The organism is Rhodococcus sp. 852002-51564_SCH6189132-a, from assembly GCF_001665495.1.
In the GTDB taxonomy this organism is placed as follows: Bacteria; Actinomycetota; Actinomycetes; order Mycobacteriales; family Mycobacteriaceae; genus Rhodococcus; species Rhodococcus pyridinivorans.
In genome coordinates this window covers 17,576-30,825 of record NZ_LZMJ01000012.1, presented here as the reverse complement: position 1 = coordinate 30,825, position 13,250 = coordinate 17,576, and the positions used below count along the sequence as shown (strand labels likewise).

Below are 13,250 nucleotides of genomic sequence, written 5' to 3'. Positions count from 1 at the left end.
GCCGCCGCGCGCCGGGCGGCGGCGGGCCCCGGGGGCGCTCCCGCGCGGGGCCCCGCCGCCCGGGGCGCGGCCCCCCCCCCCCCCCCGGGACTGATCGGTCGGGGTGTGGGAGCCGGATCGCGGGTCGCGATCTGCGCGACGACCTGTTATCGGACCGTCGTCGCCGACCTCGCGATCGCGTGCGCGGGCGGCGTCACCGTCCCGATCTACCCGGCGACCCGCGACGACGAGGTGCGGTCGCAGATCCGGCGTGCGCACACCGTCCTCACCGTCGCCGACCGGCCGGTCGCCGCCACCGACGTCCTGGGCATCGACGGACTCGACAAGCTCGCCGACGAAGGGCGCCGTCTGCTGCGCACCGACCCCGACGTCGTGGAGCGACGGATCGCGGCGTTGTCCCCGGACGACGAGGCCGCGCTGATATACACGGCGTGCGAGGACGGCCGCACCAAGGGCGCGTGCCTGACCCACCGGGGCACGACCTACGGCGCCCGTGCCGTCGCGCAGACCGGGATGATCTCGTCGTCCGACCGTCAGTTGCTGTGGTTGCCGCTCGCGCACGTCTTCGGCCGGTCGTTGCTGCTCATGGCCATGCACACAGGTGTGAGCACCGCCGTCGACGGTCGCGCCGACCGCGTCACCGCGAATCTGCGCACGGTCCGGCCGACCTTCCTGGGATCGGTCCCGCACGTGCTCGAGAAGATCGCCCGGCTGGAACGGGACGAGTTCGGGGGTCGGCTCCGCTTCGTCGTCTCCGGATCGGCGCGATTGTCCGAAGACGTCGCCCGGCGGTTCGAGCAGCTCGGTGTACCGGTGCTCGAGTGTTACGGGATCACGGAGACCTCCGGACCGTCGTGCGCGAACCTGCTCGGCGCGCACCGCCCCGGCACGGTCGGCCGACCACTGCGCGGCACGGAGGTCCGGATCGCCGACACCGGCGAACTCCTCATTCGGAGTCCCGGAGTGATGACCGGTTACCACGACGATCCCGCGGAGAGTGCCGCCGCGCTCGACGCCGACGGCTGGTTCCACACGGGCGATCTCGCCGAGATCGACGCCGACGGATTCGTCGTCGTGACAGGGCACCGCAAGGACACCTTCAAGACCAGCACCGGAAAGTACGTCGGCCCCACCGCGCTCGCCGACCGCTGGCGCCGGATGTGTCCGGGCAGCGAACTCGTCGTGGCCGGGGAGCTGCGCCCGTACTGCGTCGGTCTCGTGTTCACCACCGCGCCGGAACCGGTCGTCGCGGCCGCGCTGGAACAGCTCGACGCCCGATCGGATCCGTGGGAACGCATCCGCCGTTTCGTCACGGTGAGCGAGCCGCCGGAGACCGACGATCTCGACCCGGCCGGGCGTCCGATCCGGGATCGCGTGCTCGCCCGGTACGCCAGTCTCGTCGACGAGATGTACGCGAACGGTCGTCGCGCGGGCCAGGACGGGTCGCGGCAGACGGATGCCCTCTGAAGTAAGGTTCGCCTAAACGCAGGTCACCGCGCGGGCGGAGAGACCGGTCGTTCCGCCGTCCACGATCCCCTGCCGAGGAGAACGCACCCATGGCCCGTAGTCTTCGCCCCCTCGAGGTCTTCCCGATCACCACGCGGTACCTGAAGGTGCTCCGCGTGACGGACGTGAGCCCCGGGATGCGGCGGGTGACCCTCGGGGGCGAACAGTTGCGGGCGCACGTCGCGCCGAACGGATTCCCGGTGGAGGCGTTCCGGTCCGACGGTGTGGACGACGAGTTCAAGCTGATGTTCAAGCATCCCGAACTCGACGAGGCCCTCGGCCCCACTCAGGCCGACGGCGTGGTGAACTGGCCGCGCGATCCGAAGCTGCTCATGCGCACCTACACCGTCCGGCGCTGGGATCCGGTCGCCGGCGAGATCGACGTGGACTTCGTGCGCCACGGCGTGGGTCCCGCGTCGAGCTGGTCGTACCGCGCGGAACCCGGTGAGACCATCCAGATCGCCGGACCGAAGTCGTCGGCCGGACACCCGCAGGGCGTGGACTGGACGCTCGTGGCAGGCGACGAGACGGCGCTGCCGGCCATCGGGCGCTGGCTCGAGAACTGGCCGGAGGGTGCACGCGGCCGGATCTTCGTCGAGATCGCCGACGACTCGAATCGGCAGGATCTTCCCGTTCCCGCCGGTGTGGAGCTGACCTGGCTGAGCCGCGACGGCGCCGAGCCGGGCACGACCACCCTGTTGTTCGATGCCCTCCGGGCCGCCGAGTGGTGGGACGGCACCGTCTTCGCGTGGGTGGCCGGTGAGGCCCTCACGCTCACCCCGATCCGGCGGTGGCTGCGCAATGAGAAGGGCCTGCCGAAGGAACAGGTGGAGGTCACTGGCTACTGGCGTCGTCAGGAAGTCGCGGTGTCGGAGGCCGACGCCTCCCTGCCCGATTTCGAGGCGACCGAGGACGAACGCGACCGTTTCGACGAATTGGCCGATATCGCACCGGGTTTCGCGCTGCGGGTCGCAGCGACCATCGGACTGGCGGCGGCCTTCGACGCGTCGCCGCGCACCCTCGACGAACTCGTGGCCAAGACAGGGACCGACCGCACCGGTCTGGGCAAACTTCTCCGTTATCTCGTCGCCGTGGGGGTGGCCGAGGATCTGGGCGAGGGCCGGTTCCGGCTCACCGGCGTCGGCCGTGAACTCGAGGACGACCACCACCTCGAGGAACTGCGACTCGACGGTGTGCACGCGCAGCGGGAACTGGCGGGCATGCTCGCACTGCTCGCTGCCGTCCGCACGGGTCGCGGGGACGACGCACATCGGTTCGGCAAGAGCTTCGCGCAGCGCGTCACAGACGACACCGCTCTCCTGACGGATCGGTACGAGCAGGAAGCCGAAATGGCCGTCTACTTCGCCAGTGCCCTCGCGGCGAAGGTGCCCTCCGATGTCTCGACGATCGCGGTCTCCGGTGAGGCCGCCGGTTCCTACGCCCACGCCCTCGTCACGGCGAATCCGTCGGTACGGGCAACCGTGGTGGCCGCGCCGTCGGAGATCGAGGTCCTGCGTCGCGTCCACGGCGAGCACGAGCGCGTCGCCTATACGCCGGGCAGCATGCTCGAAACCCGCCCCGAACCGGTCGACGCGGTGCTGCTGACCGGGCGGTTGAACGAACTGCCCGATGCCGACGCCGTGCACGTGCTGCAGCAGGCAGCGGCGGGACTGAATCCGGACGGCCGGGTCCTCGTCTTCGGCACTGTGCTCGACGACATCGCCGGTGAGCACGACTACGAGGACGATCTCGTCGACTTCGCGCTCAGCGGCGGCGGTGGTCGTACGCACGTGGACCACCTGGCACTGTTCGAGGCGGCCGGCCTCGCGGAACCCGAGCGCACGACGGTGGGTTGGGGCATGACGCTGTACACGTCCACCGGCTCGGCGGGCTGAGATCGTGAGAATGCAGCGGCCTCGCGACGCGCGGGGCCGCTGCAGAACGACGAGAAGAGCTGCTGCGAGGAAGTCTCCCGCGAGGAATGTCTTCCGAACGGTGGACCTAGCGGGAGGCTTGTCGAAACTTGCCCCAGCGCTGGCACGGATGGTCGCGAGCCACAGGGCCATTCGAAGCGTGCGTGTCCACCAGGCGCACCGAGGCGGAGCCTTCCTCAGCTGTCTCGACCGGATGAGGTTCGTCAGGTTCCGGAAGTTCAGGGCCGAGCCGCGGAGGCGCTCCAGGCACCCGTTGACGGTCCCGGTCGGGCCGTTGCACGTGCCGGTCCGGTCGAAGAACGCGAGGATGTCTCGTGGGCGAGAGGCCGCGTGTCCGTCCCGCGCGAGAGCGCCCGGCTACCGCATCCCCGGCACCACGGGTCCGGCTCGGCGACGCGGCACTCGATCACCGCGCGATCCGGCTCGAGCAGCTGACCGACGGCCACAAGACCGAGCTCGTCGAGGTGTCAGAAGACGGTCAGGTCGGGGGGCGCGAAGGTAGCGTGGTGCACGTCGAGGTCTTCCGGCGGATGGTCAGTGTGAGAACTTCCATCATCGGAAGGCCTCGACTTTCATCCGGCGACCGACGCGCTCAGCCACCCACCCCCTCAACTGCGAAGAGCCACAACACCGGCCACACCTGTCGCCGATCGCGTGCGTACGCCCTTTGCGGTCCGCAAGAAAATGAGTACACTCATTAATGTGAGCGAGGTGCAGCAGCTTTCAGAGCGCGGACGGCGCCCGGGCGTTCGGGAGATAGAGTCCCGCCGCGAGCAGAACATGCGGCTCAAGCGGGAGCGAATCTTTCGCGCCGCGTCCGATCTGTTGCGTGCGCGCGGGTTCTCCGCGGTGACGACGCAGGAGGTGTCCGCCGCGGCCGGGGTCGCAGCGGGGACCTTGTTCCGGTACGCAGCGACCAAGAGCGAGTTGCTGCTCATGGTCTACAACGAGGCACTCCGGGCATCGATAGATGAGGGCGCCGCGCGTGCGGCGTTGACGCCGGATCCTGCCGCCGCGGTCTTCGCCCGCCTGCACCCCCTCGTCGTCGCTGCCGCACGTGAGCCGGAGAACAGTGCTGCGTACCAGCGGGAGCTGCTGTTCGGCCCTCACGACGCGAAGTTCCGGGCCGAGGGCATGGCGTTGATCTTCGAGCTCGAGGCGTCCCTCTCCGACACGCTACGACGCGCCGCTCCGACCCTCAGCGACGGGGAGGCACGCGTCGCAGGATCCTCGCTGTTCGCCGTCACTCATCTCGCGATCGCTCGGATGACGGCCTCGGACATCCCCGAGGCTGACGCGATCGACGACCTCAGACGTCAGGTCACGCTCATCGTGACCGGCGTGCTGCACACACCCCGGCGGCCGGATCCGCCGCCCGAGAAGGAATGAAGGAAACAGAACAATGAGCAACATCACACACGTGACCGTCCTGGGAACCGGAGTCCTCGGCACCCAGATCGCCTTCCAGACCGCCTACAGCGGCTTCCAGGTCACCGCATACGACATCAGCAGCGATGCCATCGAGGCAGCCAAGAAGCGGTTCGACGCTCTCGTCACCACCTACAAGGACGACGGAGTCGCGGGGGCAGCCGAGGGGAAGGCGGACGAGGCGCTCACCCGCGTCCGGTTCTCCTCCGACCTCGCCGACGCGGTCGCGGACGCGGATCTGGTCATCGAGGCGATCCCCGAGGTACTGTCCATCAAGCAGGACACCTACCGAAGGCTCGGCGAGCTCGCACCGGAGAAGACGATCTTCGCAACGAACTCGTCGACACTTCTGCCCAGCGACCTCAAGGACTCCACCGGACGCCCCGCCAAGTTCCTCGCGCTGCACTTCGCGAACCGGGTCTGGAAGTTCAACACCGCCGAGGTGATGGGCACCGCCGACACCGATCCGGCCGTGTTCGACGAGGTCGTCGCCTTCGCCGGCAACATCGGGATGGTTCCGATCCCCGTGTACAAGGAGAAGTCCGGCTACGTCCTCAACTCGCTACTGGTGCCGTTCCTCAACGCCGGGTACGCACTCGCCGCCGGCGGATACGCCGAGCCGAAGGACATCGACAACGTGTGGCGGATCGGCACGGGAGCGCCGATGGGCCCCTTCCAGATCACCGATGTCATCGGCCTGGTCACCCCGTACAACATCCTCGCCCACGGCGGGGAGGAGGACCAGGCGCTCGCGGCCTGGCTGAAGAGCGAGTACATCGACCACGGCAAGCTGGGCGTCGCCACCGGCGAGGGCTTCTACACCTACAACTGACCCACGACCGCGGCAGAACAGTCCACGAGAGGACGTGCAAGCCAGATGTACTACAGCAGTGGAAACTACGAAGCCTTCGCCCGCCCCCGCAAGCCCGAGGGAGTCGAGAACAAGACCGCCTGGTTCGTCGGCGCCGGGCTCACCTCGATGGCCTCGGCGGTGTTCATGATCCGCGACGGGCAACTCTCCGGCGACAAGATCACAATCCTCGAGCGCCTGGACCTGCCCGGCGGCGCGCTGGACGGTATCAAGAAGCCGGACAAAGGGTTTGTCATCCGCGGCGGGCGCGAGATGGAAGACCACATGGAGTGCCTCTGGGATCTGTTCCGCACCATCCCGTCGCTCGAGGTCGACGGATCCGTCCTCGACGAGTTCTACTGGCTCAACAAAGACGACCCCAACTACTCACTCAACCGGGTCACACACCGGCAGGGCGAGGAGTTCGTCACCAACAATGAGTTCGGCCTGAGCGAGAAAGCTCAGAAGGAGTTGGTCAAGGTTTTTCTCGCCTCGCGTGAGGAGATGGAAGACAAGCGCATCGACGAGATCTTCGGTGAAGAGTTCCTGAGCAGCAACTTCTGGCTCTACTGGCGGACGATGTTCGCGTTCGAGAACTGGCACTCCGCACTCGAGCTGAAGCTCTACCTGCACCGGTTCGTGCACCACATCGGCGGGCTCCCCGACCTTTCGGCGCTGAAGTTCACAAAGTACAACCAGTACGAATCGCTCGTGCTGCCCATGTACCGCTGGCTCCTGGACCAGGGCGTGAGATTCGAGTTCTCCACCGAGGTCACCGACATCGACTTCGTTTTCGACGGCGACCGTAAACAGGCCACCCGCATCCACTGGACAAAGGGCGGCGTGCCCGGCGGCGTCGACCTCGGTCCCGACGACCTCGTGCTCGCCACGATCGGTTCGCTCACAGAGAACTCCGACGACGGCACCCACCACAATGCGGCCAGACTCGACGAAGGTCCCGCGCCGGCGTGGGACCTGTGGCGGCGCATCGCGGCCAAGCACCCCTCTTTCGGACGCCCCGAGGTGTTCTGCGGCGACATCTCGAAGACGAAGTGGGAGTCAGCGACGGTCACCACCATCGGCCCTGAGATCCCGAGGTACATCAAGAAGATCGCCAAGCGCGACCCGTTCTCCGGCAACATCGTCACCGGCGGCATCGTCACCGCGAAAGACTCGTCCTGGCTGCTCAGCTGGACAGTCAACCGCCAGCCGCACTTCAAAGCGCAAGCACCCGACGAGATCGTCGTGTGGGTCTACGGCCTGTTCGTAGACGTGCCCGGCGACTTCACCGGCAAGACAATGCAGGAGTCGACCGGCGAAGAGATCACCCAAGAATGGCTCTATCACTTGGGTGTGCCCGTCGAGGACATCCCGGAGCTCGCGGCAAACGGCGCGAAGACCGTGCCTGTGATGATGCCCTACGTCACCTCGTTCTTCATGCCCCGCACCGCCGGTGACCGCCCCGACGTGGTGCCCGAGGGCGCAGTGAACTTCGCGTTCATCGGCCAGTTCGCCGAAACCACGCGCGACACGATCTTCACCACCGAGTACTCGGTGCGTACTGCGATGGAGGCCGCCTACCAGCTGCTGGGCATCGATCGCGGCGTGCCGGAGGTGTTCAACTCCACCTATGATCTCAGGTTCCTGCTCGAGGCCACCGCGCGCTTGCGCGACGGCGAGGAGGTAGAGCTCCCCGGCCCGAAGTTCGTCGGCAACCGCATCATCAAGCACCTCGACCACACTCAGATCGGACAACTCCTCACCGACTTCGGAGTCATCCCCGAGCTCGACGGCACGACGAAACGAGTCCGTGCCGATGACGCCGGAGCCTGACCCGCAGACGCTGACTCCGTCCACCGAGCGAGGATCACCCCGCGCCGATCTCCGGCCTGAGTTCCACAACTTTTGGTGACCCGCGTTTATCGCATCGATGAGTTTGCGGGCGTCGTCGTTGATGCTCGGCTCGACGATCATCTCGTGGTCGCCGATGGCGACCACGATCGTGCGCAGGGGTTCGAGGGCGCCGACGACCTTCTTGATCGATACGCCGGTGATGTTCTGCAGGTATCGGGCAACCGCCAGCGCGGCGAACACCACGGTCAAGTGCGCCTCGATGGAATCCCTGGTCCGGTGGAAGACCGGTCTGGCCTTGAGGTCGGACTTGGCCATCCGGAACGACTGCTCGACCTTCCACAGGTCGTGGTACGACGCCACCACGGCGTGGCCATCCATGATCGTCGAGTCGATATTGGTGACGTACCCCTTGTATCCGGCCGCTTGGCGAGCCCGTTCGATCGAGGCCTCGTCCAAAGTGACGTTCTGTCCGATGAGCTTGACGAACCGCTGCTTCTTCAAGGGCTCGGCCCGGTGGGCCACTCGCTGAGCACGGTCGATCTGCGCGCTGAGCGTGCGGCGATCCCGCTGGGCGCGCTCCCACTTGTAATGCCACACCACTCGGCGGTCGCGCCTGTCGCGGCCTTGCCCCATCGGGCGGGTCAGCTCCACGATCTCGCCGTCGTCGATGCGTTGCCGCGGCGACCGAAGTGCTCTTCGAGCTCCTTGGGCGCTTTGGAGGTGCGGGAGCCGACGATGAACAGTAGACCTGCGTCTTCGAGTCGTTGAGGTTGGCCGCTGAAAGCATCCCGGCGTCCGCCACGACGACCATGTCCGCGATTGCGTGCCGCTCCTGGAAGGCGGTAATCACCGGGATCAAGGTCTTGGTTTCGGCCTTGTTGCCCTCGAAAACGTGCACGTCCAGCGGGAATCCGTCCCGGGCGACCAGCAGGGCGACGCCGGGGCCGCCGGCGGCCGTGACGTGGCGCCAACAAGCGGCCGCGATGAGAGTGCGGTAGTCGCGAGCAATTACCCGACCCAGACAGTTGTAAAGCGTGTTGACGTGCGGGGGATCTAGGCCAAGGCGCCCAAGCACCCGTACCGAATCTAGTTTGCTCGTCGGCTCGACCAGACGGGCCAGTACCAGGTCGCGGAATACCGAATCCGCCACCACGCCCAACCCCAGGCGCTCGTAGCTGCCAGCCAAGCCCTGCCACAAAATTCGTGGCGACGAGCGTTTGACTACGGCTGCCGTGCTGGCGGGCAGATCGATCACCGCCGAGGCTCGATCCTCCAGCCCGAGATCGAGTTCGTGCTGGTTAGCGTTGATTCGTTGCTTAGCAATCTCGATCAATGATTAGGTCGTCGGTTCGATTCCGACAGGCGGCTCCGGCGAACAGCCCCTGACCTGCGCAAACGCAGGGCAGGGGCGGTTCGGTTCTGGTGGTCGCGCGATGCGCTGGCCTCACGGTTCTGCCCGACACCGACGTCGCTCTCCTCTGCGACGGACCCCTCGCCGGCTGAGCGCTCGGGCCGGCATCCTGCCCGTGTGCCGATAGGCCTCGCTCCGCTCGGCAACGCAGCGTGGCGTTGTGTCGCGACCTGGACGTGCGAGGTGTCAACGGTGCGTCGGCGCAGCGATCGTTGTGTGCGCAGCGAGATGCTCCATGCCGCACGCGCGGCGCGCACGAACGCAACGCCCCGGAACGCCAACGACCCGTCATCGCTGCGACGCGCAACGCGTCTCCCGTCACGGCAACGGATCGCAACCACGACCCGCCCACGGCGCCTCGCGGGACGGAGGGCAAGTTGACACAGTTGCGCTGCCATGGAACCGCGCTGGCTCTCTCGATGACCACCGGTGAAACAGTGCCGCTCCAGGCTTGCGCCTGGTGTTGCCTGGCCTCCTCGTGATCGGCCCGTCGGGGATCGTCAACGTGGTGCGGGTGTCGAGGCGGTCGGGTCCGACGGCTCGGCGGGGCGCGATCGTCTCGTGCGTTGGCGGACTACGGGAGCTTGGACGCGAGGACGTCGGCCGCCAGGATCTCGGGTGCTGCGCCGAGGAGGTGCTGGTTGGCCATCAGGGCTGCGACGATGGCGCCGTTGGCGTGGGCGTCGCGAGCGGCCTCGTCGGGGAATGCATCGAAGATCCAGAAGGTGTCGGCGTGGGTCCTAGCCGCGAACCAGACAATCGTTCCTACTTCTTCGTTGGCGAGTGCGACAGCGCCGGCGAGCAGATCGGCGAGCGCGTCGTGCTGTCCATCGGCCGCGACGATCTTGGCGACGAATGCATACGGAAGTGATGCTGGTGTGGACATGAGGGGTTCTCCTTGAAGTCGGGGTTCTTCGTGGGGCGAGTTCAGCGTATGACGAGCGAGGGCCGGTGGGGAGTGGCGTATACGACAGTATTGCTATTGTTCGCGCCATGCGTATCGGACTGATCGCGATCGACGGCTGCTTCGGTTCGGCTGTCGCGTCGGTCATCGACATCGTGCGGGTGGCCGACGGAGCCCGCGGCGATGTCGACCCGCGGATCGACCCGATCGAACTCGCCATCCTCGGACCGAAACGGCGAGTGACCACGACGGCATCGATGACCCTGTCGGTAGACCACCCGCTGTCGGAGTCCGGAGAGTTCGACGTGGTCATCGTCCCTGCGCTTGGAACCCTCACGGCCGCCGCTACCAACGACGCCCTCCAGAGCCGAGATGCACGTTCGGTCATCGCCTCACTCGGGCGCCTCGACGACGCGACCACCCGGATCGCCGCGGCGTGCACCGGCGTGTTCGCCGTCGCCGAGACCGGACGGATGAATCATCGGCGGGCGACGACCAGCTGGTTCCTGGGGCCGGAGTTCCTGAAGCGCTATCCGACCGTCGCCCTCGATCTCGACACCATGGTCGTGGTCGACGGGAACCTCGTCACCGCCGGCGCCGCGTTCGCCCACATCGACCTCGCGCTCTCACTCGTGCGATCGATCAGCCCCGACCTGGCCCAACATGTCGCCAAGCTCCTCATCATCGACGAGCGTCCGTCGCAGGCGGCCTTCGTCGCCTACGAACATCTCCGGCACGAGGACCCGATCGTCGTCGAGTTCGAACGCTTCGTGCGCGCCCGCCTGGACGAACCGTTCAACGTCGCCTTCGTCGCGCAGTCGCTCGGCACCAGCCGGCGCACCCTCGAACGACGAGTCCGTGCGGCGCTCAACCTCACTCCGCTCGGCTTCGTCCAACGGCTTCGCATCGAACGAGCTCGGCACCTCTCAGCAACCACGGACCTCACCTCCGCCGAGATCGCGCTACGGGTCGGCTACGCGAACGCCGAGACTCTGCGCTCCCTCCTGCGCAGGGAGCGACGCCGTTCCTGACCTATCGCCATGCCTGTAGCCGGTGTCCTAGCGCTCGGTTGGAACCACCTCTCAGCACGTCGCGTCGACGCTCCTGCGTCGCCCCTGGACGACCCACTCGACACGCCCGCAGCACCGGCCATGTGACGTGCCCCGGCTTCCCGGACGGTCGGGGTCGGGTGGCTGTGGTGTCGCTGCGTTCTCGTCGAGGGGGTCAGCAGACCCGATCAGGGTCGATTGGGATGAGCCGCGAAGGCGGTCAGCGCGACCGAAGCCGGCCGGCGGGGTAGCGTCGGACACGTCGAGGTCTTTCGGATGGATGGCGTAGGAACCTCCATCGTCGGGAGACCTCGACGTCTATCTGCGGACCGACGCGCCCGGCCGACCTACACCGTCATCTGGGAAGAGCCTGTAATGGTCGCACGGAATGCTCAGGCTGGGGAGAAGCGGTAGAAGTATTTGGTGACGTAGAGTTCGTCGACGATGGTGGTGACCATCAGGATGAGGTCGGGGCCGTCGGTGAACAGGTTGCTGTTCATGTCGAGGTCGCTGTCGGAGTACTTGCTCACCCAGGTGCCGTCCACGAGTCGCTCCATGCGGAGGTATGGCGCCACGCTGCTGACGATGCGTCCGTCCTGGTCCTCGATCGAGTCGGTCAGGACGCCCTGCTCCTTCTCGGCGGAGGTCCAGGGGACCTTGGCGCCGCCTCGCATCGAGAAGTGGACCTCGCCGTCGGAGTCGGTGATCTCGAGCGTTTCGCCTCCGGCGGGGGAGATGGTTTCCGGGGTGTAGAGCGAACGGTCGCGGAAGATGATCGCGTAGCTGCCCGAGCGGTGTCCGGCGTCCTGTTCGGAGAAGCCGGTCAATTCCCACCGGCCGAGCAGCGCTGTCGGGTCAGTCGTCTGGGGAGCGGGCATTGCCAAGTCCTCTCAGTGGGGGTCGGGTCAGGGGGCCAGCGCGGCTCGAAGCTCCATGGAGTTGTCATCGTTGAAGCGCCGGGCCTCGGCTTCGTTGCCGAGGTGGTAGGTCACGGTTGCGGACTTCGCCTCGAGGTCGAACTGGATCACCCCTGCGACAGGTTCGCCGGGTTGGTCTTCCCGGTTGTCGAGCCAAGTGTTGTTGACTACCGCTTTTAGAATCCCAAACGTCTTGGGGTGGATGTCGCCGACGTTATCCTCACGCTGAGGCCCATAAGCGGCGGCAAGGAGTTTTATTGTGTTTGACTCGTAAAAGAGGATAAAGGCAGCGTGGTCTGCGGGATATTCGGCGAGCAAAAAGCGGTCGTTGGCGAGTTTCTCGACAAGAGCTTCGACTGTTTCGTTATCAACTGTCAATGTGGTTGGCATTGCTGTATCACTTTATCTTTGATCGGCTAAACGTCTGGCCTGCCTCGTTTTTGAATCTCTCGGTTGTGGTTTCGGGGGGCCAAGTGAACTGTATCCAACGGTAACTTCTGATGCCCGAGAGCCATCCGGTGGGTGGCTCAAAACTATCTCACCTCGGACCACCGCCGAGGCTCGATCCTCCAGCCCGAGATCGAGTTCGTGCTGGTTAGCGTTGATTCGTTGGTTAGCAATCTCGATCAATGCCGCAAGCTCGCCGGGCGTGTGAGCCGAGCCGATGTGCGCGATCATCTGGCGCCGACCGCGGATCTTCTCCCAGATCTGCACGCCGATGGCCCCGGAGGCGGTCTTGGACTGCACCACGTACAGATCCACCACCTCCATACTCCGCTCGATTAGTGACCCGCGCGCCACATGCTCGAACTCGTGACCTGCAGCGATCCTAACGAATTGGCTAGAAACGACGTCAACTTGTGGAACTCAGGTATGATGCGGGGTGATCCTCGCTGATGCCCTGCACCCGTTTGACGAATTCGTCGCCGGGCTGAACCTCGACCGCGTCGACACTCTCGTCGGCTCGTTCCTCAGCGTCGAGTGCGGTTTCGAGCACGGTCTTCGTCAACTGCCCGAGCAGTCCGTTCGGGCCCATCAGTTAGACGCCTTGTTCCTCGGCCTGGGCCAGTAGTTGCTGCGCCAACTCCAGCTGGTTCATCTCGTCCGCCATGGGCTCCAGTGTTTCCGTCATGGTCGATCCTTCCGCCAAGCTCGCTGCTCGGCGTGTCAGGCCGACCCGGATCACGTCAACACCGACATCCCCGATCCGGTGACCGCAGAAACGAGCCTGCCCCGCACTCAGGCGGGGCAGGTTTCGATTTTCTCAACTTACGTGGAGCTAAGGGGACTCGAACCCCTGACCCCCACACTGCCAGTGTGGTGCGCTACCAGCTGCGCCATAGCCCCTTGCACGGCCCTGACGGGGACCGCCACCGAAGACTACAGGCGAGAGCGTG

9 protein-coding genes, 1 tRNA gene and 4 pseudogenes are annotated in these 13,250 nt (G+C 66.2%); 6 read left to right on the top strand and 8 right to left on the bottom strand.

The window, feature by feature from the left end; all coding sequences use genetic code 11:
• The first annotated feature begins 90 nt into the window (after positions 1–90).
• Positions 91–1,467, top strand: a complete 1,377-nt coding sequence (locus tag A5767_RS01930; protein ID WP_331712085.1) for an AMP-dependent synthetase/ligase — start codon at positions 91–93, stop codon at positions 1,465–1,467.
• A gap of 89 nt (positions 1,468–1,556) precedes the next feature.
• Positions 1,557–3,401, top strand: a complete 1,845-nt coding sequence (locus tag A5767_RS01925) for a siderophore-interacting protein (RefSeq protein WP_064851522.1) — start codon at positions 1,557–1,559, stop codon at positions 3,399–3,401.
• 350 nt (positions 3,402–3,751) lie between these two features.
• Here the strand turns inward: A5767_RS01925 and A5767_RS22355 are convergent.
• Positions 3,752–3,952 (bottom strand): annotated as a pseudogene (locus tag A5767_RS22355) (ISL3 family transposase); the annotation flags it as partial.
• A gap of 190 nt (positions 3,953–4,142) precedes the next feature.
• On the opposite strand from A5767_RS22355, the gene A5767_RS01920 reads away from it, so the two are divergent.
• The 3 genes from A5767_RS01920 to A5767_RS01910 are packed head-to-tail and all read left to right on the top strand — an operon-like array spanning position 4,143 to position 7,551.
• Complete coding sequence (locus A5767_RS01920; RefSeq protein WP_230811593.1) at positions 4,143–4,829, top strand: TetR/AcrR family transcriptional regulator; 687 nt, start codon at positions 4,143–4,145, stop codon at positions 4,827–4,829.
• Positions 4,830–4,842: 13 nt separating this feature from the next.
• The gene (locus tag A5767_RS01915; RefSeq protein ID WP_006550366.1) at positions 4,843–5,700 is read left to right on the top strand and encodes a 3-hydroxyacyl-CoA dehydrogenase; all 858 of its coding nucleotides are present in this window, start codon (positions 4,843–4,845) and stop codon (positions 5,698–5,700) included.
• Between the two features lie 45 nt (positions 5,701–5,745).
• The gene (locus A5767_RS01910) at positions 5,746–7,551 is read left to right on the top strand and encodes an oleate hydratase (RefSeq protein ID WP_006550365.1); all 1,806 of its coding nucleotides are present in this window, start codon (positions 5,746–5,748) and stop codon (positions 7,549–7,551) included.
• Between the two features lie 75 nt (positions 7,552–7,626).
• On the opposite strand, the pseudogene A5767_RS24085 reads toward A5767_RS01910, so the two are convergent.
• Together A5767_RS24085 and A5767_RS01900 are read right to left on the bottom strand one after the other, a co-directional pair.
• Positions 7,627–8,908 (bottom strand): annotated as a pseudogene (locus A5767_RS24085) (IS1634 family transposase); the annotation flags it as partial.
• A gap of 649 nt (positions 8,909–9,557) precedes the next feature.
• On the bottom strand, positions 9,558–9,869 hold the full coding sequence (locus A5767_RS01900; RefSeq protein ID WP_006247389.1) for a putative quinol monooxygenase: 312 nt from the start codon (positions 9,867–9,869) through the stop codon (positions 9,558–9,560).
• 107 nt (positions 9,870–9,976) lie between these two features.
• Between A5767_RS01900 and A5767_RS01895 the strand changes: the two genes are divergently transcribed.
• Positions 9,977–10,918, top strand: coding sequence for a GlxA family transcriptional regulator (locus A5767_RS01895; protein ID WP_024101449.1), 942 nt, complete (start codon positions 9,977–9,979; stop codon positions 10,916–10,918).
• 410 nt (positions 10,919–11,328) lie between these two features.
• Here A5767_RS01895 and A5767_RS01890 read toward each other — a convergent pair whose 3' ends face one another.
• The 5 genes and pseudogenes from A5767_RS01890 to A5767_RS01870 all read right to left on the bottom strand — a co-directional run bounded on the left by A5767_RS01890 (position 11,329) and on the right by A5767_RS01870 (position 13,200).
• The gene (locus A5767_RS01890) at positions 11,329–11,814 is read right to left on the bottom strand and encodes a hypothetical protein (RefSeq protein ID WP_033097161.1); all 486 of its coding nucleotides are present in this window, start codon (positions 11,812–11,814) and stop codon (positions 11,329–11,331) included.
• Between the two features lie 27 nt (positions 11,815–11,841).
• Complete coding sequence (locus tag A5767_RS01885) at positions 11,842–12,243, bottom strand: hypothetical protein (protein WP_064851521.1); 402 nt, start codon at positions 12,241–12,243, stop codon at positions 11,842–11,844.
• Positions 12,244–12,399: 156 nt separating this feature from the next.
• Positions 12,400–12,603 (bottom strand): annotated as a pseudogene (locus A5767_RS24080) (IS1634 family transposase); the annotation flags it as partial.
• A gap of 220 nt (positions 12,604–12,823) precedes the next feature.
• Positions 12,824–12,964 (bottom strand): annotated as a pseudogene (locus A5767_RS23590) (IS256 family transposase); the annotation flags it as partial.
• Between the two features lie 163 nt (positions 12,965–13,127).
• A tRNA-Ala gene (locus A5767_RS01870) sits at positions 13,128–13,200 on the bottom strand.
• Positions 13,201–13,250: the final 50 nt, after the last annotated feature.

Coding starts and splice junctions, on each gene's coding strand:
- A5767_RS01925 (WP_064851522.1), top strand. CDS start 1,557: ATGGCCCGTAGTCTTCGCCCCCTCGAGGTCTTCCCGATCACCACGCGG.
- A5767_RS01915 (WP_006550366.1), top strand. CDS start 4,843: ATGAGCAACATCACACACGTGACCGTCCTGGGAACCGGAGTCCTCGGC.
- A5767_RS01910 (WP_006550365.1), top strand. CDS start 5,746: ATGTACTACAGCAGTGGAAACTACGAAGCCTTCGCCCGCCCCCGCAAG.
- A5767_RS01900 (WP_006247389.1), bottom strand. CDS start 9,869: ATGTCCACACCAGCATCACTTCCGTATGCATTCGTCGCCAAGATCGTC.
- A5767_RS01895 (WP_024101449.1), top strand. CDS start 9,977: ATGCGTATCGGACTGATCGCGATCGACGGCTGCTTCGGTTCGGCTGTC.
- A5767_RS01890 (WP_033097161.1), bottom strand. CDS start 11,814: ATGCCCGCTCCCCAGACGACTGACCCGACAGCGCTGCTCGGCCGGTGG.
- A5767_RS01885 (WP_064851521.1), bottom strand. CDS start 12,243: ATGCCAACCACATTGACAGTTGATAACGAAACAGTCGAAGCTCTTGTC.